24 protein-coding genes are annotated in these 24,624 nt (G+C 46.9%); 16 read left to right on the forward strand and 8 right to left on the reverse strand.

From position 1 onward, the window contains the following. Positions 1-1,063: 1,063 nt before the first annotated feature. Together Pla110_RS20505 and Pla110_RS20510 are read right to left on the reverse strand one after the other, a co-directional pair. Positions 1,064-1,954 carry a hypothetical protein gene (locus tag Pla110_RS20505; RefSeq protein ID WP_144998741.1) on the reverse strand — a complete coding sequence of 297 codons (891 nt, stop codon included), beginning with the start codon at positions 1,952-1,954 and terminating at the stop codon, positions 1,064-1,066. A gap of 198 nt (positions 1,955-2,152) precedes the next feature. Then, entirely contained in the window at positions 2,153-3,892 is a 1,740-nt protein-coding gene (locus Pla110_RS20510; protein WP_231742716.1) for a phospholipase effector Tle1 domain-containing protein, read from the reverse strand. Between the two features lie 32 nt (positions 3,893-3,924). On the opposite strand from Pla110_RS20510, the gene Pla110_RS20515 reads away from it, so the two are divergent. From Pla110_RS20515 to Pla110_RS20555, 9 genes are all read left to right on the forward strand, one after another. Beyond that, a protein-coding gene (locus tag Pla110_RS20515) for an IS3 family transposase (protein WP_231742718.1) occupies positions 3,925-5,099 on the forward strand; the annotation gives its coding sequence in 2 pieces (ribosomal slippage) (positions 3,925-4,189 and positions 4,189-5,099; 1,176 coding nt in all). 816 nt (positions 5,100-5,915) lie between these two features. Next, positions 5,916-6,434, forward strand: coding sequence for a sigma-70 family RNA polymerase sigma factor (locus Pla110_RS20520; protein WP_144998745.1), 519 nt, complete (start codon positions 5,916-5,918; stop codon positions 6,432-6,434). Then, complete coding sequence (locus tag Pla110_RS20525; protein WP_144998747.1) at positions 6,431-7,441, forward strand: hypothetical protein; 1,011 nt, start codon at positions 6,431-6,433, stop codon at positions 7,439-7,441. Before Pla110_RS20520 ends, Pla110_RS20525 begins: the two co-directional genes overlap by 4 nt. 6 nt (positions 7,442-7,447) lie before the next feature. Beyond that, positions 7,448-8,185 (forward strand): hypothetical protein, encoded by a 738-nt coding sequence (locus Pla110_RS20530; protein WP_144998749.1) that lies wholly within the window; start codon positions 7,448-7,450, stop codon positions 8,183-8,185. A 40-nt stretch (positions 8,186-8,225) separates the two neighbouring features. After that, positions 8,226-10,037 carry a YHYH protein gene (locus Pla110_RS20535; protein ID WP_144998751.1) on the forward strand — a complete coding sequence of 604 codons (1,812 nt, stop codon included), beginning with the start codon at positions 8,226-8,228 and terminating at the stop codon, positions 10,035-10,037. Positions 10,038-10,510: 473 nt separating this feature from the next. Beyond that, complete coding sequence (locus Pla110_RS20540) at positions 10,511-10,729, forward strand: hypothetical protein (RefSeq protein WP_144998753.1); 219 nt, start codon at positions 10,511-10,513, stop codon at positions 10,727-10,729. A 366-nt stretch (positions 10,730-11,095) separates the two neighbouring features. Next, the gene (locus Pla110_RS20545) at positions 11,096-11,482 is read left to right on the forward strand and encodes a hypothetical protein (RefSeq protein WP_144998755.1); all 387 of its coding nucleotides are present in this window, start codon (positions 11,096-11,098) and stop codon (positions 11,480-11,482) included. Positions 11,483-11,670: 188 nt separating this feature from the next. After that, entirely contained in the window at positions 11,671-11,898 is a 228-nt protein-coding gene (locus Pla110_RS20550; protein ID WP_144998757.1) for a hypothetical protein, read from the forward strand. A gap of 234 nt (positions 11,899-12,132) precedes the next feature. Beyond that, positions 12,133-13,200 (forward strand): integrase core domain-containing protein, encoded by a 1,068-nt coding sequence (locus Pla110_RS20555; RefSeq protein WP_144998759.1) that lies wholly within the window; start codon positions 12,133-12,135, stop codon positions 13,198-13,200. 201 nt (positions 13,201-13,401) lie between these two features. Here Pla110_RS20555 and Pla110_RS20560 read toward each other — a convergent pair whose 3' ends face one another. Together Pla110_RS20560 and Pla110_RS20565 are read right to left on the reverse strand one after the other, a co-directional pair. Beyond that, entirely contained in the window at positions 13,402-13,968 is a 567-nt protein-coding gene (locus Pla110_RS20560; protein WP_144998761.1) for a hypothetical protein, read from the reverse strand. Between the two features lie 23 nt (positions 13,969-13,991). Next, positions 13,992-17,027, reverse strand: coding sequence for an RHS repeat domain-containing protein (locus tag Pla110_RS20565; RefSeq protein WP_144998763.1), 3,036 nt, complete (start codon positions 17,025-17,027; stop codon positions 13,992-13,994). A gap of 263 nt (positions 17,028-17,290) precedes the next feature. Here Pla110_RS20565 and Pla110_RS20570 point away from each other — a divergent pair, with 263 nt between their 5' ends. From Pla110_RS20570 to Pla110_RS20595, 6 genes are all read left to right on the forward strand, one after another. After that, on the forward strand, positions 17,291-18,358 hold the full coding sequence (locus Pla110_RS20570) for an integrase core domain-containing protein (protein WP_197440348.1): 1,068 nt from the start codon (positions 17,291-17,293) through the stop codon (positions 18,356-18,358). 236 nt (positions 18,359-18,594) lie between these two features. Further along, positions 18,595-18,876: a transposase gene (locus Pla110_RS20575; protein ID WP_261342286.1), complete on the forward strand. Its 282-nt coding sequence runs from the start codon at positions 18,595-18,597 to the stop codon at positions 18,874-18,876. Between the two features lie 183 nt (positions 18,877-19,059). Further along, positions 19,060-19,584, forward strand: coding sequence for a Hint domain-containing protein (locus Pla110_RS23215; protein ID WP_197440710.1), 525 nt, complete (start codon positions 19,060-19,062; stop codon positions 19,582-19,584). Next, positions 19,584-19,856 (forward strand): hypothetical protein, encoded by a 273-nt coding sequence (locus tag Pla110_RS20585; RefSeq protein ID WP_144998770.1) that lies wholly within the window; start codon positions 19,584-19,586, stop codon positions 19,854-19,856. The genes Pla110_RS23215 and Pla110_RS20585 overlap by 1 nt, the downstream gene beginning before the upstream one ends. A 4-nt stretch (positions 19,857-19,860) precedes the next feature. Further along, on the forward strand, positions 19,861-21,621 hold the full coding sequence (locus Pla110_RS20590) for a polymorphic toxin-type HINT domain-containing protein (protein ID WP_144998772.1): 1,761 nt from the start codon (positions 19,861-19,863) through the stop codon (positions 21,619-21,621). An 84-nt stretch (positions 21,622-21,705) separates the two neighbouring features. Beyond that, entirely contained in the window at positions 21,706-22,404 is a 699-nt protein-coding gene (locus Pla110_RS20595) for a hypothetical protein (RefSeq protein ID WP_144998774.1), read from the forward strand. Positions 22,405-22,637: 233 nt separating this feature from the next. Here the strand turns inward: Pla110_RS20595 and Pla110_RS20600 are convergent, their stop codons facing one another. The 4 genes from Pla110_RS20600 to Pla110_RS20615 all read right to left on the reverse strand — a co-directional run bounded on the left by Pla110_RS20600 (position 22,638) and on the right by Pla110_RS20615 (position 24,265). Next, complete coding sequence (locus Pla110_RS20600; RefSeq protein ID WP_231742720.1) at positions 22,638-22,976, reverse strand: transposase; 339 nt, start codon at positions 22,974-22,976, stop codon at positions 22,638-22,640. Positions 22,977-23,008: 32 nt separating this feature from the next. Then, on the reverse strand, positions 23,009-23,302 hold the full coding sequence (locus Pla110_RS20605; protein ID WP_261342454.1) for a transposase: 294 nt from the start codon (positions 23,300-23,302) through the stop codon (positions 23,009-23,011). Positions 23,303-23,308: 6 nt separating this feature from the next. Continuing rightward, positions 23,309-23,599 carry a transposase gene (locus Pla110_RS20610; protein WP_144998780.1) on the reverse strand — a complete coding sequence of 97 codons (291 nt, stop codon included), beginning with the start codon at positions 23,597-23,599 and terminating at the stop codon, positions 23,309-23,311. Between the two features lie 462 nt (positions 23,600-24,061). Then, on the reverse strand, positions 24,062-24,265 hold the full coding sequence (locus tag Pla110_RS20615) for a hypothetical protein (protein ID WP_144998782.1): 204 nt from the start codon (positions 24,263-24,265) through the stop codon (positions 24,062-24,064). Positions 24,266-24,276: 11 nt separating this feature from the next. On the opposite strand from Pla110_RS20615, the gene Pla110_RS22750 reads away from it, so the two are divergent. After that, positions 24,277-24,567, forward strand: a complete 291-nt coding sequence (locus Pla110_RS22750) for a hypothetical protein (RefSeq protein ID WP_197440350.1) — start codon at positions 24,277-24,279, stop codon at positions 24,565-24,567. The last annotated feature ends 57 nt before the right edge of the window (positions 24,568-24,624 follow it).

A 24,624-nucleotide genomic window follows, 5' to 3' on the forward strand; every position in this document is an offset into this window, starting at 1 on the left:
GACCGTGCTGAGCCGGCCTTCGCTGTCGTAACTGAACGTGCGCGTGAGCTACCGCTGCGCTCGGAAGGTCATTTTAGCGTCGAATCTGATAGCAGAGTTCAAGTCGTGAAACGGATCTCGTTCGAAATTTGCCACTCTCCAGAGATATAACCGCTTGGAATCACTCGTTTTCAACTTCGGCTGAATATTATTTCGATACGGGGGCTCGATAATCAATTGATTGAACCTAGTGATGAAGTTGGATGCGTCGCCGGCAAGATCGAATGCCGGGAACGTTTCGGTGGGCTGCTCAAGTATTACTATCGCGACGCAGCTTGAATCAGCCTCGAATAGATGTCGATCCTCGTGTTGTGATTTCCCGCTACCGTTGCGCTCGGACGGTCATTTTCGCATTGAATCTGACAATCAGCTACGAGCAGTGAAACGAATTTCGTCCGTAAACCATCGCTCGTCTGCAGCATAACCACTTGAAATCACTCGGTTTCAACGTCGTATGAATATTTTTACGATTCGAAGTTGTTGTCGAACATCATGTTGGAGTTGTCATGGAATCAGAAATACAGCCCGATTTCATATGGAATAGAGGATTTCCGCTGTTCCTGTTATATCATTAACTTTAATGGTTAATAAATCCGCCGACTTTGCAGGGCAATATGGAATTACTACCTCCAACTTGACTAGATAATTCCCTTTAGAACGGGGGCTTCCCATCTCCCTTTCGTAATCTTCTTTGGATAAATGAACTACACGTTTACAGCCCATTACAGTCTCGCCCTGGTTGGTTGCAAACTCAGATGCAAGCTGGACGGCTGTGTCTTCCGAAATAACTACCACAATAAAATGCCGATCCTCGTGTTGTGGTTTTCCGCTACCGTTGCGCTCGGAAGGTTATTTTCGCATTGAATCTGACAACAATCTTCAGGTCGCGAAACGAATCTCGTTCGAAATCAGTCGTTCGTCTGAAACATAACCAATTGGAATCATTCGTTTTCAACATCGACAGAATATTTTTACGATACGCGTACGTATAGTCGGCTGAATATTTCTAAGATGCACCAGTTTCTTACTTTGATTTGTCCCATATGTACCTTTCATTTCCCCACTTTTGAAATTCACTAGAAGGCTTAACCTGAAACTTCACTGAATTATCAGGATTGATAATGAAACCGAGTGTTTGTCCATTTAGGTCCTTAGGCAATGTTTCATTCATCTTGATTGTCTTTTCATGAACCTTGCTTTCAGCAGTAGTCCAAGAAAGGACTGCTGTGTCAGTAACTGGAAATGGAAAATAATGCTTTCCTTTCCAGCCAGTTGGATTTGACTGATTTGGTGCGCGTAAGGGAGCTATTGTTTCTTGGAAAATATAATACTTGCCAAAACGGAGTGTAAGATCGGTTATATCTTGTTTGGTATTGTTTTTCACACCGACAGAATAGGTTGGCTGGTTTTGAGACCAGAAATTGGGTATTGCCTGTTTGTCATCATACTCTTTTTTTGTAAACTCTTTTATGGCTATCTTATCTTCAGGCAAAAAGAGAATGCATACGACATACACATTCTTCCATCTTTCAAGTGAAACCGAAGGCAGTTTTTTTGAGACAACTTTGCCAGTGGGGACTTTGTCATGAGTCATCCACTTAAAAGTTACTTCTGTAGGCCAAGGTTCGCTGTAACTTCCAAAGCTTGTATTGCCTCCGCAATACAAGATTTCTTGCCCCCATTCACAAACTATTTCATGCTCGCCATATAATTTGCTTCCAGTTCGATCTTTACACTCGAAATCATATAACACACCTACTATGGACGTTTTTAAGAGATTCTTTGGCTCTGTTTCTGCAACTGTATTTATTTGTGAAGGAGATTGAGGTTCATGACATCCCTCGAGAATAAACATAAGGAACATCACTAAACATATTTGTCCATGACCACATTGCGTATTGATGTTGAATTTCATCTTAGAATGACCTTCTCAAAACAATTCTTACAAATCGCCTCAAAGATAGTTACCGCTCCATGCAAAAATAGCAGAGTACTGCTTTCTCTTCTTGAATCCCTTTTATTGAATTCGAATTTCAAAGTTTCAGTCCCACTGATCTCATTTCTGTTTTCAGCAGAATTATGGGATAGTTTTCTCCATGTGTCATCGGCACGATCACGAATTACTCATGAATTGCTCATATGTTAATAAAGCTTGATACTGCTTAACCCTTGCTAAAAGACTGGTTGCAGGTCCAAATTCATTCTGGGAAACCGGCCCAATTATAAGCTTCACTCTACTCGGGTGCATCGGGATGTTAAACACTGGTCGTCCTAAGGCGATTGTCGGATCGCTGACGCCTGTTCGGAGCTCGGCCATCTGTTTATTGTCAATCCAATCCAGGAACGTATATAGCGGCAATGTCCAAGATAGTCCTTGCTGAATGGTAGGTCTATTATAATTTGTCGGGCCAAATCCACCTCGATACGATTTCGCCCACTTAGGGAGGTTTTGGTTGATAATAGCCCTGCCATCTTCAGATCCAGGATAATTGTTTGCTAAAATTATCCCGCTTTTCCGCAGCATTTCTCTCATCCATTTTCGCGTGAAATCTTGTTGTGTTAAAGAGGTGTCATCCCAACCTCCACCTATGTCCGAGTGAACACCACGGAACAGTCGTTGGTATATACGTGATGAAGCCACATTTGTCGCTGGAAAGAAATTTCTATTTTCATCAAATGCCATTGCGTGGTAGGCAGTTTGAACATTTGCAGCCAGAGATAAATCTACCCCGGGATTGACTGGGTTGCCTGGATCTAATGAGCCAACGACATCAAATAGTCCCATGAATTTAATCGGATTTATAATTCCCCTGTTCTTCAAAAGTTCGTGCGCAAAATCTAATGTTTGCATTGCTCCCCTACTGAAGCCAATCGCAATAATATTTTGTTGTGCTCCCCAGGGCGAAAGCGCATCTTCCACAAAATCTAAACCACGATCGATAATTCTGCGATACCCATGCCCCAATCCTCCCCCAAGAAGCTCATCGGGTCCCCATGCATCATCATCTAAAGGATTGCCAACTCCACGGAAATATCGATTGGCAACAGCATCACCTGATAGACTATAATCCTTCCATATTTTCCACACGTTTGTCATGTAATTTGTTGAGCCATCTGAGTTTGTTGGACCATCATGATTTCCTGTTCCATCAAAAGCCACAAATATTTTCCCGCTCGGATCTCCATAATGAATTGGGTCGTTCTTTGCATACGAATATCGATGAAGCGTACTTGGAGTAAGTTTGTCGCCTTGGTATGGATCAAGTGCGAAAAATCTTCCTACATTAGTGTCGTAGTATCTTGCACGTAAATACTCCATATCCAATGAGGTGTCGAAATACTCACCTGTGAACAATCGGTCTGTTTGAGTTGCATCCGTTGTATTAGCCGTTTGCGTGAAGCCAATCGGGCTCCCATACGCGTCATAAGAGTACGTTTCCGCTATGTTCAATGACTCTTCGACCAGCAGACGCGTCGATCCGCGTACGTCGGACAAAAAGAACTCTGACACTGTTCCCGCACCAGTATCGTGTTGAGCCAATACATTTAATCCGTAGCTAAAAGTCCGAATGGGATCCATCGTAGTGACATCCCGTTCTTCCAGCACCTGGGAATGGCCTGTGGGGTTAAAATGACCTATCAGATAAGAGACAGATGTCGTGACAGGCGTTCCTCCATCAACACTAACAGTCTTGTCACTTCGAATCCGTTCATCACTGGAATCGTAAACATAGGAAGCTGTAATATCCAGCAAATAACCATTATCGTTCCGCGTAGAAGTAGTGTCTGTTAAACGCCCTTTAGCATCATAGTGACCTGCCCCCTTTAACCGAGTCCAGATCCTGATATACAATTCAGGGTTCTGGATCAGAAAAGGAGGCCCTCATGCCCGCAAAACGACATTCATCCGAACAGATCATCACCATGCTCCGGGAAGCGGAGGTCCATCTCTCTCAGGGGATGACTATCCCGCTGATGTGCAAAAAGCTCGGCATTCACCAGCAGACCTATTACAAATGGCGTCGGGAATACGGCGGACTGCGAATGGATCAAGCGAAGCGTTTGAAAGAACTGGAGAAAGAGAATTCACGCCTCAAGAAACTATTGGCTGAATCCGAGCTCGACAAAGCGATCTTGAAGGAAGCTGCCTCGGGAAACTTCTGAGCCCTGCGAAACGGAGCAAGGCGGTGAACTTCGTACGGGATGCTTTAGGACAGGACCGGGTGTCAGAACGCCGGGCCTGTCGCGTACTGGGACAGTCTCGCACGACTCAACGGAGAAAGCGGGCTGTTCCTACTGACGAACCGAGACTGATTCGGGAGATGGTGGAACTGGCAACACAGTATGGCCGCTATGGCTATCGTCGTGTAACAGAACTACTCCGCCGGAAAGGGTGGAAGGTGAATCATAAACGCATCGAACGGCTCTGGAGACAGGAAGGGTTAAAAGTCCCTCCTAAACAGCCTAAACGACGACGCTTGTGGTTTAACGACGGATCCTGTGTCCGGCTTCGTTCAGGATATCAGAACCATGTCTGGAGTTACGATTTTGTCCATTGCCGCACGCACGATGGTCGTGCATTCCGGATGTTGAATCTCCTGGATGAGTACACGCGGGAATGCCTGTCGATTGATGTGGAACGCAGACTCAACAGCGAACACGTACTGGAACGTCTCAGTGACCTGTTTGTCAGACGTGGGGTGCCTGATCATATTCGGAGTGACAACGGACCGGAATTCACCGCCGAACGAGTTCGTGAGTGGCTTCAGAAGGTGGAAGTAAAGACCTTGTTCATCGAGCCCGGGAGCCCTTGGGAGAACGGTTACATTGAATCGTTCAACGGCAAGCTTCGAGACGAATTGCTTGATGGCGAGATCTTCGATACGTTATTGGAAGCGAAAGTGTTGATCGAGCGTTGGCGAAAAGAATACAACTCGATCCGACCACACAGTTCCCTGGGCTATCGAGCTCCGGTACCGGAAACAAAACAGCTCTATCCGCCTGCATCGCTACGCTCACGCAGGCGGATAGAGCTGTCCCCTGATACAGTCGAACACTAAGTCATGTGACTGGTGTCATTCATGGGGGCAGGTCACTTCTTTGATTGCGTGTTCAGCTTGGCTTTCTCTGCAGCCTTCATCTTCGCCTTACGCTGCTTGAAGTCCTTCCAGTATCGTTTGGCCTCTTCGATATCCGAATGTTGACGAGATTTGGGGCTGACCAGCCCCCTTTAATTGAGCCCAGATCCTGATATACAATTCAGGGTTCAGGACCAGGAATTGATGCCATTTTATGCGACCGAAACAATGGTTAAACCGATTGTGTCGGCGTGCAATGGGAGAAGCTCGCTTGAAAATAGGAGCGGACGGTGTTTCGCAGAACCCTTATTCTGCAGTGTTTTCAGTTCGGCTAAATATTTTCACGATACGGCGTCATGCTCCATTGACCCGCTATTGGGTGACACAATGCGAGCCTCGACGCCCGAATGTGACTGAGCGTATCTGGACAGCAGCTATTTGCTGACATGAATCTCACTTCGTGAAATTGACGCAGATTCCAACCTACCGAGAGCTGTCCATCCGACATGACTTCGGTTGGAGTGCGTCTAACAGTCGGGGCACATGTCCGGCGAATCACGTTGAAGTTCGGCAACTCTTCAGGGGACGAGTGCTTCGTAGTTGCTGAAGAGCAGGTCAATTGGGCATGCCTAGGGAAACCGAGGTTCACGGCAACGGATCCACAACGCGAACGACCCCATTCATGGAATTAGTGCGCCGGAAATTCATATTTTCTGACAAATCTGAAAAATGTGGTCATGAAATGGATCGTTCGGATAAGTAAAGATATACGATCTTCTTCTTTAAGTGGAGCAATGTATGGACGAAACGACCCGGCAAGCAGCTCGACAATGGACACTGGCTCAGCCAGCAGTTTCGGCATTCGTTACGTCTGTGGTTCGAGATTTTGGTGATCGCGATGATGTGCTACAGGATGTCGCCGTGGCTGTGATTGAGTCATTCGACTCTTACGATCCTGACTATCCGTTTGTCCCCTGGGCGATCGGAGTGGCTCGTAATCAAGTAGGGATGTATTTGCGAAGCCGGCGTCGCGATCTGTTGGTATTTGACGACGATACGGTCACTTGTCTCGCAATTGCAATTCAGGACGTTGAGTATGAGAAATCAACGCAATTTGACTTCTTATATGACTGCCTTGGTACTTTGGAGAGCCGATCGCATCGATTGCTCGAGTTGCGATATCAGCAAGATATGAAACCTGCCGCGATTGCTTTACGCGTCGAGATGTCCGCTAACTCTGTCGCCAAGGCGTTGCAACGAATTCGCGACCGATTGAGAGAATGTCTTGAGCGAAAAAATGTGGAGGCTACTCAATGAGCCCAGATATTCAAGATTTGATCGATGGATACTTCGACGGTTCTCTATCAAGTAAAGAACTGCAGCGGCTTAGTCATTGGATCAAATCAGATGTACTGCATGCTCGGCAATTTGCCTCTGACTTAATGCTGCATGACAGACTGCGCAATCAGTTCAAAATTCAGGAAGAACTGGTGAATCAAGAATGCTATGAACTGAGCGTGGTCTCGTTGTCTAAAATTCATGCCAATAGTTGGGTGCGTTGGCCTGTTACTTGGACGACGACGGCATGCCTTGTGTTCCTCGGCGCCTTCCTTCTCTGGCATAGCCTGGGGACTTCCTCGGCGTCGGCTGCAGTAACTGAACTAAACCGAATTATCGAGGCCAATCGCCATTCTTTGGATCGCAGGTTTTTACTTTCTGTGGAGAAGACAGTTGTTCCTGAGGGAGAGCGAGAACGTAAATCACCCGAGCATGGACGTCCAGCCAAGCCGTCTCTTGATAATGCCATTCTCGATGTTCGTGGCTCGAATGAGTTCGTGCTCAAGCGAATCGTCGATCCGGGTGAGTTCTTTATCACGGGAAGCAATGGAGTCACGAGCTGGGCAGTACGACCGGACGGGCCGGTTCGCTACAGCGATGATCTGACGCGATTCAATCGAGATCTGCCTGGACATGAGCGATCCTTGCCAATCAATAATCTTCAAGATGGACTCGATGCATTACACAAAGCCTATGATCTGAAAGTGTTGCCAGTGGAAAGCAGTGAATCAGACATCGAGCCAGATGCTGAATCGAATAGACGAATGGTGGCTGTTAAGAAACCAGGATTCCTTGGGCCTGTCCAAATTGAAATCATGTACAACGATTCCACTGGTCAAATTCGTCAAATGCGATTCGTCGATATGCCCTACGGGCCTGAAAACGTCTCGTTGAAAATGACTTTAATCGACGAACGAACGCTCCCCGTCAACTATTTCGATCATCAATCCCATCACGACCCCAAACGCATCGTGGAATTCGAGTAATTAGAAATGACATTTAAACGATCAGTTGTTATCGCAATCGTGAGCATCGCTATTGTTTGCACGGCGATATTCGCAAGACATGTATGGACGCAACCCGCGTACAGCCAGTCTTCCACTCTAGGCAAGAATAGTAAGCCACAAATGAAAGACACCGTGCAAGCGAATATCTACGCTGACAATTGGTTCATCTTGTATATCAATGGCGAACTCATCGCAGTCGATTCGATTGATTTCATCCCACACAACGTCATCTCGGTTGATATCCTGCCAGCTTATCCGATGACGATTGCCGTTATGGCGAAAGACAATGCAGATGCCAAAACAGGGATGGAATACGCCAATACCAACATCGGTGATGCCGGTTTTATTTTGAAATTTGGTGATGGCACGGTAACCAACGCAAGTTGGAAAGCACAGGTGTTTTCTCGCGGACCGATTGATCACGATAGCAAGAACCCGCGGGTCGAAAATATGCCGATTCCCGAGAATTGGTACGCAATCGACTTTAATGACAGTTCCTGGGCGAACGCTAAGGAGTATACGCAGGCTCAAGTGGACCCGAAGGATCCATTCTTTGAACATGATTTCAAGGGGGCGAAGTTCGTTTGGACTGACGATATCGAACTCGACAATACAGTCGTATTTCGGAAATTCGTTGCCGCTCCGCCGGATGGCAAATCTCGCGTTGACTATTCAAACCTGAACAACATCATACCCGACGCTCCACCTAGAAAACAAAAATGATCATGCTATTCAAAAACTCTACAACGAAGATACCAATTTCATGAACGTTCATTTCCTAGCTCCAATCATTGGGAGCCTGTTGCTCTTTACAGCAATAACCAACCTGTCTGCACACGAGGGTGGACATCAAGACAATTCAAGAGTTTCCCAAGCCTCGCGGACTTGGTCGCTCGCCGCTGAAGGTTCGCATTTGCATGGATCGTTTGTCTCAGCGACAGAAGACCAAGTCCAAATTCGTAAGGATGATAACCAGCTCACTCATATCGCGGTCAATCGCCTGATCGATTCTGACCAAGCTTGGATCAAGTCTCGACTTGAAGAAATTAATCGTCTCAATCAGCAACAGGAGATCCGGCTTGTCATGTTCAACCAATCAGAGGAAGGAAACAACGGGAACACTGCGGTTGACAAGACGATGCCATCCATCGGCGAGCACTTCAAGCCTTTCGAGAAGGTACTACAGCTTCGTTGGGATCAAGATTATTTCTACGTTGGCTCTAATGGCTTTCCGGACCACCCCATGATGATCGGCATTCGCTCATGGCAACAGCAAGTTCCGATCCCGCAAAAATATCTTGGTGACAACGCATGGCGTATCCCGTTGCATCCTGTTCCTGCGAAGAATCCGATGTCCACCAAGAACAACTTCTTGCGTGGAGCGATCGCCTTGGCTGTTAATGGTGTGCCAATCTTCAATCCCTTGAATAATCGTGGCGACGACGCATTTTTGTTCGGCGAACTGGATGAGTACGGGGGACACTGCGGTCGCGCTGACGATTACCACTACCACATCGCACCCACTCATCTTGAAACAATGACAGGCAAAGACAACCCGCTTGCCTACGCCTTGGACGGCTATCCGATTTTTGGATTTCAAGACGAGAATGCGACGGATTTCGCTCCGCTCGACAATCTGGGTGGCCACAAAGATGCTGCGGGCAACTACCACTATCATGCACAGAAAACCTATCCCTATTTGAATGGTGGTTTCTATGGCGAAGTGACCGAACGCGGTGGTCAAGTGGATCCGCAGCCGCGTGCCGAACCGATTCGACCTGACTTACGACCACTACGCGATGCAAAGATCACTGGCTTCAACAGAACCGACAATCGTTTTAAACTCGAGTACGACGTTTCAGGACGCAAAGGGACGATCACTTATGTGGTCAAGGATGATGGCGGAGTTGACTTTACGTTTCAGGAACCGGACAGAGAAACTCGAAAGGAATCTTATCGCAGTCGCATGGGCAAGCCGTTCTTGCCGCAATCCAATACATCTGGAACCGATGTTAACTCCAACGAAGGCCAGGCATCCAATCTGCCTCAGTTGACCGTCTCCAGTCCAGCCTTTGCTGCAGGCGAAGAGATGCCTGTTGAGTTCACTGGAGATGGAATCGGGCAATCGCCGCCAGTTGTGTGGACGTCAGGGCCACCGGGAACTCAATGCTATGCGCTCAACCTGTGGCATGTGCCCGGCACCGGAGACGTAAAATCTTACTGGGTACTCTACGACATCCCCGCTGATGTCACGAGCCTCCCGAAGAACACGCAGGGTATTGGTACGGCAGGTTACAACGACAAGGGGCATCAAGAATACGATCCAATGAGATCGAAGGGACCGGGCGTCAAGAAATACCACATCACGGTCTACGCCTTGTCCGAGAAACCAAAGTTTACTTCTGCTAAAGTCACGCGGGCTGAATTGCTCAAAAGCATCTCGGACATTACGTTAGCCGAAGGTACGATGAACTATCGATACACGCGATCACGAGATGGAATATCGCTGATTATTCCCGGCTCGATTGTGGGTATCATTGTTGCAATCGCGTTATGGTTCGGCTATCGAAGCTAGAATGAGAGCAAACAGAATTGAATACGCATGCAAACTTAGCGACTCGTGCTTAATGTGAATCTGAATATCTTCCCGCTAGGAGTTGTTATTGTATCTCGAAACACAGCCCCACGTAGTTTTGTTTCGCCACTGCAACGGCAATGATGGACAACGTTGACTGGCTGGAAGCAGCAATTGTCGCCGACCGAGTCGCTCTAAAGAGAAGACGAAATTTCGAAACGGCGAGAGACCGTACCGCAAAAAACTCAGCCGAACTTAAGACTCTACAAATTAAGGTGTTTGTGAGCGACTGGCTCCCCCTAATCTCGGACGATCTACTGGCGTTGTTCGCCACAAAAATCAGTGTAACCGTAATTTCTGATTGAGGAAGAGGTTATTAATTCCTGATTCATGGGGTGATACTGACGGTCAGCGGTTAGAGTTCCAAAGTAATCTTCCCTTACACTTTGGTAACTGATTTGATGGAATTTCTGATGCATTCCTGTTACCTGTTCCTTTTCACTATGGTCGATTGTATGACTCGTGAACAACAACACGTGATCGACTACCTGCAGACGGAGAATCACATCCTCCGGAACAAGATTGGTAAGAAACGGGTCCTGATAAGTGAACTCGTCGCGATCTTCACTCCCGATACGATTCTCCGCTCGCACCGAGAACTGATCGTCAGGGAATCATTGAATACAGCTTGAGGTTCGCGAAAGGGAACCCGAGGTGTGGAGCAGTTCGCCTTCAAGGTGTGTTGGCGAATGTTGGCTTTCACATCACGGACACCACCGTGCGTAACGAGTTGAATGCCAATGGGATCGAACCCCGTACCGTAAAAAAACTCAGTCGAACTTAATACTCTACAAAATAAGGTGTCTGAGAGCGACGAGCTCCCCCTGTTCTCGGACGATCTACTGACTTTGTTCGCCAGGACAATCAGTGCAACCGTTATTTCTGATTGAGGAAGATGTCATTAATTCCTGATTCATGGGTTGATACTGACGGTCAGCGGTTAGAGTTCCAAAGTAACCCTCCCCTGCACTTTGGTAACTGAATAGATGGAAACTGTGATGCAGCCTTGGTATCTGTTCCTGCTCACCATGGTTGGTTGTATGACTCGTGAACAGCAACTGGCGATTGAATACCTGCAGACGGAGAATAACATCCTCCGGGATAAGATTGGCAATAAACGGGTCCTGCTGGACGATAATGAGCGTCGTCGCTTGGCAGTCAAAGGAAAACAGCTCGGTCGAAAGTTATTGAGTGAACTCGAGGCCATCTTCACTCCTGATACCATCCTCCGCTGGCACCGGGAGTTGATTGCCAGGAAATGGGACTACTCTTCGAAGAAGAAACGTGTTGGTCGACCTCGTATTCGACAGGAGATCGTCGAACAGATCCCGTATCGTAAAAAAACTCAGCCGAACTCGAAACACTGCAAATCAAGGGGTCTGTGAGACACTGACGCCATGAATTCTCAGACGAGTTGGCAACAACGCCTTTCGCTACAATCAGCACAACTGTCGTATCCGGTCATGAAGACTGACGACGATATCCGATCATCGAGTGCTACGGCCCAGAGAATGGCTATAGTTCCAAAGTAACCCTCCCCTGCACTTTGGTAACTGATTTGATGGAATTACAGATGCAGTTTTGGTACCTGTTCCTGCTCACCATGGTCGGCTGTATGACTCGTGAACAGCAACACGTGATTGACTACCTGCAGACCGAAAATAGCATCCTCCGGAAAAAGATTGGCAAGAAACGGGTCCTGTTGAACGATAACGAGCGTCGTCGCCTGGCGGTCAAAGGGAAAATGCTGGGCCGGAAGTTGCTAAGTGAACTCGGCGCGATCTTCACCCCCGTACCGTAAAAAAACTCAGCCGAACTCAAAACACTGCAAATCAAGGGGTCTGTGAGACGCTGACGCCATGAATTCTCAGACGAGTTGGCAACAACGCTCGCCGCTACATTCAGTACAACCGTTGCCTCCTGTCGTGGAGACTGTCAGCGATACACGTTTCGCGAGTGCTACGGCTCAGAGAATGGCTATAGTTCCAAAGTAACCCTCCCCTTCACTTTGGTAACTGATTAGATGGAATATGTGATGCAGCCCTGGCACCTGCTCGTCTACGCTCTTTCAAGTTGGGTGAATCGTGAACAGCAACTGGCGATTGAATACCTCAAGACTGAAAATAGCATCCTCCGGGAAAAGGTCGGCAAGAAACGGATCCTACTGAACGATAACGAGCGTCGTCGCCTGGCAGTCAAAGAAAAGCAGCTTGGTCGGAAGTTGCTAAGTGAACTCGGCGCGATCTTCACTCCCGATACCATCCTCCGTTGGCACCGGGAGTTGATTGCCCGGAAATGGGACTACTCGTCGGAGAAGAAACAAGTTGGCCGGCCACGTGTTCGACAGGAGATCGTCGAACTGATTCTGCGGTTCGCGAAAGAGAATCCCACGTGGGGAGCTGATCGAATTCAGGGTGCTTTGTCCAATGTTGGTTTTCACATCACCGATACGACTGTCAGAAATGTGCTGAAGGCCAATGGTATCGAGCCTGCTCCCGATCGCCCTGCTTCAATATCCTGGGAGACGTTTCTCAGAGCTCATTGGGAGACCATCTTCGTCGTCGATTTCACCACGGTAGAAGTCTGGACGAAGACCGGTCTAACGACGTTCTACGTCATGGTGGTGATGGAGCTGAAGTCCCGTAAAGTCGAGATCGCAGGCATAACTACCAACCCGAATAAACAATGGGTAACTCAAGTTGGACGGGACCTGACGGGAAGTGATGGCTTCCTCGAAAACGCGACGCATTTGATTCTTGATCGTGATACCTGTTTTCAACCACTGCGTTCTTTCCTGAAAGAACAGACTGAAATCGAACCGGTGCTGCTTCCGCCGAAAAGTCCCAACATGAATGCGTATCTCGAACGATTCATGAAAAGTCTGAAATCGGAATGCCTGAACAAGATGATCTTCTTCGGTCAGCACTCACTCGAACGAGCGCTGAAAGAATACGTCGCTCACTACCATTCCGAACGAAATCACCAAGGGCTCGATAATCAGCTGATTGAACCTGGTGAACACGTTGGATGCGTCGCCGGTAAGATCGAATGCCGAGAACGGCTCGGCGGTCTGCTCAAGTATTACTATCGCGACACTGAGTGAAACCGCTTCGCTCACAGACCTTAATTCTTGCATCAATCCGCGCTACCGCTGCGCTCGGAAGGTCACTTTTGCGTCGAATCCGATCACAATCCTCAGGTCGCGAAACGAATCTCGTTCGAAATACGGCGTTCGTCTGGAACATAACCACTTGGAATTACTCGTTTTCAACGTCGGCTAAAATTTTTACGATACGCCCTTTGCTTATTCTGTGCTTAATAGTTCCTGCTTTTTTGAGGTGTAGTGTTCTCTTTTTTGCGTATTGTAAATGTCATCACCCTGATATCGTTTGATCAACATGTTAATTTCTTTGAGCAGCGTATTTTTTAACTCGGATGGAGGAGGTTTCTCATTTGTAGGGATGATTTTCGTATAACCTGATGAATCATAAAAAAAAGACAGACTCACCCACCCAGGGTCATCTTTGAGAGTGTCGTTTTTTGAAAAAGCGTATTTCATTTGTGGAGCCATACCAGCCGGATACCCTTTTTTATAGGTAGCAGTAACGATTTTCTGTATCGGAGTGTTACAGTAATAAATATCAACTCTCTTTGAGAGGTGTTCGGGTGGCCAATTCGGAATATCATTGAGAGTGTCAGGTAAGATTCCATGTGAGTTTCTGTAATTGATAATCTCCTGAACGACAGTGCTCATATCCTGGTAGATATTCTTCTTTTCTACCAAAGAGACACACCCTTTGATGAATGTGGTAATTGCTATTGGGAAAGCAAGAATCAAAAGAACAATTATGCTATTTCGAGAATATTTCATTGGGAGACACTTATAATTGTGTGTTAATTATCAATCAGATAGCCCAACATAAACTTTAATTTATTCCGAAGGTAAACGTCGGAGTACAACATATTATTGTGGGTAGCCCTCAGTATCTGCTCTTCTAGTGGTTCCCCTTTCAGGTGATTCCAGTTAACATTTCTACCGTTTAAGTTTCCGTTTAAGGCTCCTAAAACGGTCCAGCCGTAATCAGCAAACGCGGTCTTACCTGTGATAGTTTCAAATGGAGTATCAAATAGAAATGCTGGACTTGAGATAAGTTTGTAAAATACTACCAGCCCTAAAGTTGAATACCAGTTTGTGCTAATCGGATATATATTGTCTTCGTAAGCTAATCGATTGGCCATTCCCCAAAGTGTGTAGTTCACCTCAGCAACAGGGTATACGGCGCTCCGGAAAGACATCGTGTATTTCAAGTATTTATGATCTTGAGTAACAGGATCTTGCGACCACTCTGCTTTTCTCTCACCTAACATATCCTTGATGTCCCAGGCAGAAACAACGATACTACTGTAATGCATGTTGAATAATGCATTTTTTTTAGTTTGAAGGTTTGTTTGATTCCATTCATTGAGTACATTTTGCACAAGGCCGACCATTAGATTATCTCCTTCATACCCTCCCGTGCCTCTGTAGTAATTTTTTTGCATTCTTGCAGAATATTCTCCAAGAAGGGAGACTGCTATCCAACCATCTACAACTGCATTTCCGATAAGAAAACCATTTATGCCACCTAATATTCCTGCTACGGCTCCGGCTCCAAGTGATAGTCCCTGAGAAATACCAAATAACAGTCCCTGTACATAGAAGCTCCGGGTTTTCGCGTTATCATTTCCCATCATGTGGGACCTTAAAATGTTTTCGACTCCAATAGAAAGAGACGTAATAGCGGTAAAAGCTTTAAATACAGCGAATATAGCAACGTAAGAATTCCCGCTTGGATCAACCCCATTCACGGGATCACCGTGCGTATACAGATACTTGTGCAAACTCTGCGGATCTTTCAAATTACCGTAGAATGGATCCAGGCGGTTAAATCGCCCCGTAGCGGCATCGTAGAAGCGGGCGCGGAGGTATTGTTGTTGGATTCGATTATCAAACCATTCACCCGAGTAAAGAATATTTGTCAGCGAGGTTGATGGATCAAAACCGAGAGCCTGACCGTAGGCATCGTAGCGGAAGATTTGCAGGACGCTATTGTAAACGGAAATGGCCCCCAGAAAATCGGTCAGAATACGGGTGCTACCATGACCGCCATACAGAAATGTGGCATGCAGTCCATTCGAGTTGAGTGAATCAAAGGTAACCTGGTTAATTAAATCCAAACCAAGTGTAAAAATTGTGCGTTCCGTTTCCGTCTGAACGAGATTATCGTAAGTTACTTCTTCCAGAACCTGGGAATAACCGGTCGGGTTATAGGGATCATTCAAATAAGTTGTCATTTCGTCGACTTCGAGCGTGCTGTCATTACCTTCATCGACTGTGTGATGAGAGGAAACCCTGATGCCTTTGACATCGTATTCGTACTCGGTTACCTCCTGCTTACTGACCACACCACTCGTGTAGGTGTCGATGGTCACCTTGCTCAATCGACCTTGCAGATTGAATTCGCTAGTGGTATTGCTGATCACTTCATCGGCATATGTTGCTTTGACTTCTTTACCAGTTAGTTGCGTACCTGTATAGCTATAGGTGGCGGTTGTGTCATCTGTTTCCAGATTCACACCATCGTCAACGAGCCCGATCACCGTTGATTCTGTCAATAATTGATCGGCGTTGTTGTAAGTGTATGTTGTCATCTCGTCGATATCCGAATCGAGATCAATATCAACCTGTTTCTTCAGTCGATTTCCGACCAGATCGTAGGTGTAATTTGCTTCAAAGTCGAGAGTGTTGTCATAGCTGTCCAGTGTTTCTGTTACTAGACGCCCTGAATTGTCGTAAGCCCAGGTAAATGTATCAACGTAAGGTGTCCCATTTTCCCAATGGGTTTCGATAGTACCTGTTTTTCTTCCATCTGCCTGAACTGTATATGCATACTGGGAGAGTTTGTCGTTATCACTCAAATCGTTCGGTGTGCTGTCCGGAGCGTAATGGATTAACAAATCCAACCGGTACAAGTCGTCGTATTCATACGTGGTAACAACCCCATTGGCCTGGTCGATTCTCACCAAATTTCCAATAGCATCATAAGAATATGTGGTTGTTTCTGGAGTGCTCAACACAACATCGTTTCGTTCATAAACGGTAACTGCTTCCAAACGGTTCAGTTCGTCATAGGTATAACGGGTATCATTGGTCATACTTACTGCAGGATCTCCCGTTGTTACCCGGTCAATCAAATGTGTTAAATCGTCGTATTCATAGTTAAGAGTACCTTCCAGAGTTGATATCTGAATCAACTGGCTGTCGGCATCTCGGACATAGGAAGTGGTCCCCCGGTCGTCGATGATGCTGGTGATATTTTTCTGGTCATCGTAGGTATACATAACTGTTTCATCTGGATCGTCAACAGCAGGATTACTCCCTGGAAGATAATATTTTATTTCTTCCAGCAAATCGTTATCCGTAAAGAGATAATCAACAATATTTCCTTCAAAATCAATCATCTGGTCCTGGCGACCAATGGAATCATACGACGTTGATTCCGTTTCTGTAGATGGAAGTGTGCGGGTCAATTGCTGCCCCAGATCATTGAAGGTAAAGACCGTCTCCCGGCTGTCATCCCCAGTGACCCCGTCGTGATCGTAATAAACTGTGGAGCCGATTTGTACGATGTTATCACGGATGACGGTTCTGTTTCCATATGAGTCGTACTCGTATTCATAACGGGGACGAACCATCTGGCTGGTAATGGGGTGAGTAACTTCAGGTAAAATTACAGCAGTTAAATTTCCATCCTCATCATATTCATAATCTCTGGTGAGGCCGAGAACATTCGTTTCCGATATGACACGTCCCTGGTTGTCATAGTTTGTAGAGATTGTGAGATCATCAGCTTCCAGGTTGATTTCATCATCAATCTCTCCAACAACCATTGTCTGTGAAATCTGTTGCCCGTACCGTAAAAAAACTCAGCCGAACTCAAAACACTGCAATTCTAGGGTCTGCGAGACACCAACGGCCTTGATTTTCAGACGAGTTGGCAACAACTCTCGCCGCTACATTCAGTACAACCGTTGCCTCCGGTCGTGAAGACTGGCAGCGATACACGTTTCGCGAGTGCTAGGGCTCAGAGAATGGCTATAGTTCCAAAGTCACCCTCCCCTGTACTTTGGTAACTGATTTGATGGAATTACAGATGCAGTCCTGGTACCTGTTCCTGCTCACCATGGTTGGTTGTATGACTCGTGAACAACAACACGTGATCGACTACCTGCAGACGGAGAATAACATCCTCCGGAATAAGATTGGCAAGAAACGGATCCTGCTGAACGATAACGAGCGTCGTCGCCTGGCGGTCAAAGGAAAGCAGCTTGGCCGGAAGTTACTAAGTGAACTCGAGGCCATCTTCACTCCTGATACCATCCTCCGTTGGCATCGGCAGTTGATCGCCCGGAAATGGGACTACTCGTCGAAGAAGAAACAAGTTGGCCGGCCACGTGTTCGACAGGAGATCGTCGAACAGATTCTGAGGTTCGCGAAAGAGAATCCAACGTGGGGAGCTGATCGAATCCAGGGTGCTCTGGCGAATGTTGGGGTTCACATCACCGACACGACCATCAGAAATGTCTTGAAGGCGAACGGAATCGAACCTGCACCTGACCGCCCTGCCTCGATGTCCTGGCAGACGTTTCTCAAAGCTCATTGGGAGACCATCTTCGCTGTCGACTTCACCTCGGTAGAAGTCTGGACGAAGACAGGTCTGACGACTTTTTACGTCATGGTGGTGATGGAACTGAAATCAAGGCAAGTCGAGACCGCAGGCATCACAACGAATCCCAACACACAATGGGTAACTCAAGTTGGACGTAACCTGACGGGCGACGATGGCTTCCTGGAAAGCGCGTCCCATCTGATTCTTGATCGCGATACTTGTTTCCAGCCGCTGCGATCTTTTCTGAAGAACCAGACTGAAATCGAACCGGTGCTACTTCCGCCGAAAAGTCCCAACATGAATGCGTATCTCGAACGATTCATGAGAAGTCTGAAATCGGAATGCCTGAACAAGATGATCTTCTTCGGCCAGCATTCTCTCGAAAGAGCATTGCGGGAATACGTTGCTCACTACCATTCTGAACGAAACCATCAGGGACTGGACAACCAGTTGATTGATCCTGATGAAGAAATTGGATGCGTCGCCGGCAAGATCGAATGCAGAGAACGTCTCGGTGGGCTGCTCAAGTATTACTATCGCGACGCAGCTTGAATCAGCCTCGAGTAGATGTCGGTCCTCGTGTTGTGATTTCCCGCTACCGTCGCGCTCGGAAGGTTATTTTCGCATTGAATCTGACAATCAGCTTCGAGCAGCGAAACGAATCTCGTCCGAAAACCATCGCTCATCAGCAACATAACTACTTGAAATCACTTTTTTTCAACGTCGGCTGAATATGTTTACGATACGGGCAGGTCAGTTTTCTAAAGGACCAGACTGAAATTGAACCGGTGCTGCTTCCGCCGAAGAGTCCGAACATGAATGCGTATCTCGAACGATTCATGAGAAGTCTGAAATCCGAATGCCTGAACAAGATGATCTTCTTCGGTCAGCACTCACTCGAACGAGCGCTGAAAGAATACGTCGCTCACTACCATTTTGAAAGGAACCATCAGGGCCTCGGTAATCAGTTGATTGATCCTGGTGAAGAAGTCGGAAGCATCGCAGGTAAGGTTGAATGCCGCGAACATCTCGGTGGGCTGCTCAAGTATTACTATCGCGACGCAGCTTGAATCAGCCTCGAATAGATGTCGGTCCTCGTGTTATGATCCCGCGCTACCGCTGCGCTCGGAAGGTTATTTTCGCATTGAATCTGACAATCAGCTTCGAGCAGTGAAACGAATCTCGTCCGAAAACCATCGCTCATCAGCAACATAACTACTTGGAATCACTCATTTTCACCGTCGGCTGAATAAATTTACGATACGGCCACACCCAATCACCCCTTCTGGTCGGAGGATCGTAGGGAGTTTGTGCGAGCGGATGAATTGAATGAGGGTGAGACAGTAGCCACGCTGAATGGCACGTCGTATGTGGAATCAATTAAGTCACGTGAGGAGCAACACACCGTTTATAATATTGAGGTCCAGGTTGACCACGTGTACCATGTGGGATCTGGTGGCGTGTTGGTACACAATGCATGTGGTGAACGACTACTTACTAAACATTTCCGATATGCTGAAGATGTTGGCATGGGAAATGTGAGGAAATTATCGGATGGAAGAATTCGTTATTACGGTAGAACTAAGCCTGCAAATACTCCAGGAAGGATTGCAGGGACTAGAAAAGTAAACGAGATAAATCCCAAGAATAATCAATCTCGCACATGGATGGAGTCGGTTGATCATCAAGGAAGAGTGCGGGTAATTCGCCCAGAAACTGGGGGGGCAAAAGTGCATTACATGTTCGATGAACTAGGTGAATATATAGGAACCTACTAATGGAGATTTCATTTGCAACTCTAGCGTCTGTTTATGAGTCCTTAATCAATGGGGATATTAGTCGAGAAGAGGCTTCCGATTGGGCTTATAAATTAGACCACGATAGAAGTGAAGGCGTACATACGACTTCAGCTATGGTAAACAGTCAAGATTTCTACGCAGCGATAAGTTTCTTGTGTGCAGCAGATATGAAGAATTCGCCCATCGAATATACGTATTCGTTGCAAGAATTTTTTGAATACTACCAAGAACATATAAAGCCGAATTTCTGATGGCGTGACATTGGGAGGGACCCGGTACGTCCGTACCTCGGTATACAATGGGGAAGACCATGTTGATTACAATTCCGGTGTCTATGTTGCTGGAAATGTCATCGGGATTGCGATGGGAATGGTGATTTCGGGGGGATCTTCCAGTTGCTCCACCGGTTGGGGATATAGCTTCGCTCGCGGGTATCAGAAATTCCAAAACTTAGCCACTCTTGCAGGTGCAGTTACCAAGATCGCCAGCGGTGAGCAGCTGAGCCTGTTAGACGTTCTCTCTTTCTCCAGTCCTGTCTTCTCACGTGGCATCGGAAAGTTCTTTAAAGGATGCTTTGTGGGGGATACGTTGGTTGCTTATCCTCAGGAACTGCTCCACAGTCATACAACTGCGATCACTTTGGAAGAGGACGACTGGGCTCCCTTGTTACCGTTCGTGACGGTGATTGGTGCCAGTGCCCTGGGAGCTCACCTGTTACGACGCGAGGCGAAGAAACGTCAACAGACTGCGGTCATCACCAGACAAACTCCGAAACGATTGCCCTCACCCACGCTGGAGACTGTTCCGGAAATCAAGGAAGAGAACTCTTTGCCTGTGGATGATATATTTGCCGAAGTTGATTTTATGCATGAAGATCACATTCCAGAGGAAACATCAGTAAGGAGATCAACAACGATGCTTAAATCCGCGGGATGGCAACCTGCTGATGTTGAACCGCCTACTTCGTCCTCGCTGCTTCCAGGCTGGCTGTTCAACAGTCTGGCGGCAATTCTGTTGCTCCTAGGTTGCACAGCGAGCGTGCTCTGCTTCTGGCCCGGATCGAATAGTTCGGCGAAACAGGTTCAGGCCAGCGTCGCTCCGAGCAGTCCCCAATACACCACCGGCCACAAACGGATCGATGAGATAACTCCCGGTTTCAAAGTCTGGGCAGAGAATCCGACTGACGAACAGGACTACGAGTTTGGGGCAGATGTTGATCCTCAGACTTGGAAACTGCTGACGTTAAAAATTATCCAAGAGGATAGTTCACAGACAGATATTCAACTGCTAAGACCAGCAGAATGGCTTACCCTCCAAGATGCCGAAACCGGTAAAACGATCCCCCTCTTCATCCCGGAACTGGGTATTGACTCGGAAGCCGAAGTCTTAAACATTGAAGCTTGTCCGGAGATCCCGTCAGGTCCCGGTCGCGTGGTGACCGCGACGTTCCGGCACTCGGGCAAAGAAGTGCTGGACGTCAAAATCGCCTCCGAAGCAGCAGCAATTGGTGCGACACCTAAACACCCCTTCTGGTCAGAAGATCGGCAGGAGTTTGTAAGGGCGGATGAACTTCGGGAAGGAGAAGAGGTCGTCACGTTGCACGGCACCTCGCACGTCGAATCCATCACCCCCCGAGCCGGTCCGCATACGGTTTATAATCTAGAAGTCCAAGTAGACCACGTGTACCATGTGGGGACGGGTGGCGTGCTGGTCCATAATGCGTGTCACGGCAATTCTAGACTGAGCAACAAACTCCAGTACGGCTACGTAATATATGACAGAGGTACTGGAACTCCACTTAAAATAGGCATTACTTCTGGAAGACTTGCAAGGAACGGCACGACTTATAGAGCAAACTCACAGGTAAACAAATTAAATCGTGCAGGTGGAAATTACAAAACCTTAACAATCGAAGCTACTATGGGTAGAAAAAATATTCTGGACTGGGAAAGCGGCATGGTAGATTATTATAGAAGCGTTCTTTTGCATGAGTTACCAGGAAACCTACGTCCCTAGTTGAAATTCCGAATCGCTTTTGAGTCCACTCTAGTATCTACGTACAATCATCACTTGACGAATCTCTTTATATTTGAAATAAACATGACACTAAAAGACATATCAGTAACACCAGCCAAAGAGATTGACGGGGTTTCTGGAAAGGAATTTCGACGTGATTTCATTCATGTAAGCGATGCTTCACTCATGCATTATGTGGACCACTTACGACGAGAAAAGCTCGACACTGGAAATATACGCAAAGTGAACATCTTGATTTTCAACAAAACTCATAGTTTGCCTTCAAAAGAAAGTATACATGACTATGGATTGGGGATTCTTGAATTCTTTTGGACAATTGATCTTACAGCTTATTTCAGTTCTTCACAGTACGAAAAAAAACGCATAATCTTGGCCAGCATGATTCAAGCTATGGAATGGCTATCGTCTATATACGATTGGGATACAAAAAGCATACAGGCGGCCTATCAAAAGTGCATTGATGAAGACATGAAATACATTCGCTTCTCTAAGACGAATTACGTACATCCTACAAAGAAATATAATGTCAGAATTTTATATGATGTCGAGCCTGAGATCACCAGTTTTTATGCTGTTCTGTTTGGTTATCAGTCAAAAAAAGAACTTCAAAGGGTCATTCTAGGCACTACAGCTTCGAATTGGGGATGTCTATTGCAACTAAAAGAACAGGCGGGATGGGTTGATGAAGGTAAGTTTACAATGATGGTCCGTAAGGGAAACGGTATTTATTGGGAGGCTGACTTTAGCAATTTCATTTCATGAAAAGTGTGGGTTGAGAAGTCGACGGATGAGTTGGGCTTCGAGTTCGAGACGGATTTGATCTGAAAATTCCAAGCTGCTTACTCTTAAGGCCATCTATTTCTAGGGCCCCCAGGTCGATACGCTCACTCCCACAGAATGTAAAACTGCCGCCATACTCTGACCGGGCTCAACATGGCGTCCGCATTTCTGAACTATAGAAAATCAGCTCAGGAGTGTGTCGGATAGAGGCAGTTTCAAAACCTCTTAAGTATAGTGAACAGACAAGCGAGTTGCACGAAGCCGTGGTACAGGTGAGCGTAATATTCGTAACGCACAACCAGTCTGTGAAAGTTTTTCAGCCAGCTGATCGTGCGTTCGACTTTCCAGCGTTTGCGGTAGCGGCGTAAGGATCGACCATCCTGAGTTGGATTCTTCTTACGATTCTTTTTGTGGGGTGTGACTAACTCAATCCCTCGATGCCAGAAGAGTCGGTAATGTAGCGCGTCACTGTCGGCGATTTTATCATACAGCAGTCGATCCGGATCACGATAAAGAATAACGGAATAGTCGAGCAGCGATTCAATCAGTTTCACTTCCGAGGGAGAAGCACTGTGAACCTCTGCACTCAGTGGTGTTCCGTGTCCATCAACTCTTCACGGCAGAATTCATGGACCCACTCCGCGTCGTAACCTTTATCGGCGAACAGACGTTGGGGTCGCGTCACCGATTTTGTTTTAGCGAGTAACGGTCGTGCTTCACGTTTGTCGTTATACGGCCCCCAACTGACTACCAGACTGGCAGGTAACATCGTGCCCACCAACACACAGACGGACAGTTTGACGTACTTTTTGCGGTCTTTCCCACTTCGTGTTTTGTAGTTCGCACTCATGGAGGTCGTCTCCATGCCTGTCGAGTCGATTGTTGCCTACTCGGCAGTCGGGGCGAACTCCTTGATGATGTCCGCCAGCATTTTATCGATGATATCGAGCACGTGTGATCGATCCGCAAAGTAGTTGAGCGTAGAGTAACTGGGCAGTTGCGTTAGTTGTAATCGTTTTTGGAGCAGCTCCGATGTTTCGAGGATTTCAATGATGCCTCGATACGTGGTCTTGAGATATGCCCTCAAGATCAGAATCGAGAGCAGTTGCGACTGCGTATACTTCTTAGGACTTTTGGGATGTGAGTACGGTTCGACATACTTCCCGGAAATCGACATCGAAATAAACGCGACTTCGAGAAGGATGTTTGTGGTATTATTGGACTTGCTTATAACAACGACATTTAGCGCAAAATCGTTTAAAATTCAAGAGATGTTTTCAATAAGTCAAAACTGCCTCTAGAAATAGTGAACGGCTTTCTTTACCGCCCACTTAGACGCTGACGCACACGGCATTTCCTGTACGCTGTCTAGAGAAAGAAAATGCCGTTACTGCAGACCTAGTCTTAATTCAGGCGTTTTATCGCACGAAATAGTACCTGTTGCTCGTATAGTAAAAATATTCAGCCGACGTTGAAAACCAGCGATTCCAAGTGGTTGAGTTGCTGATGAATGATGGTTTTCGAACGAGACTCGTTCTGCAGTCATTAAATTGGTATCTGATTCGACACGAAAAGCATCATCTGAGCGCAACGGTAGCGCGGATTGACGCAAGATTTGGAGTTTATTAGCAAAGCGGTTTCACGCCGCGTCGCGGTAGTAATACTTGAGCAGACCGCCGAGACGTTCGCGGTATTCGATCTTGCCTGCGATGCATACGACTTCTTCATTAGGGTCAATCAACCGATTGGCGACGCCCTGATGATTTCGTTCAGCTTGATAATGTGTAATGTATTTTTTTAGCGACAGATCGGAGTGGACTCGTTCACGGCCATGGATCGGCACGTGGAAATCGAGTGAAATACGTTTTGAACCACTTGGTCCCGAATCCGAACAAAGCGACGCCCTCGATTTTCAAAGTAGACAGAACCAAGCTAATTGATCTGCTAGATGATGCCTGGACAAAGAAGGTCGGCCCCGGTGTCTTACAACCAAATGGCAACCGAGTCTGGACTGTAGACATGGGGCGAGTGATCGGCACGATGAGTGAACGCCACATTCAACTTGTAATCAAACATGGCATGACGAATGTGATCTCTTCGTTTCAGAAACTCATAAGGACCCCGAAAATGAAGGAATGCCCATAGTACGGACAAGATGACCTGTGGCGTTATTCCAGTCCTGAAGTAGCTGAGGACGTCGTA

It is taken from the genome of Polystyrenella longa (assembly GCF_007750395.1).
GTDB lineage: Bacteria > Planctomycetota > Planctomycetia > Planctomycetales > Planctomycetaceae > Polystyrenella > Polystyrenella longa.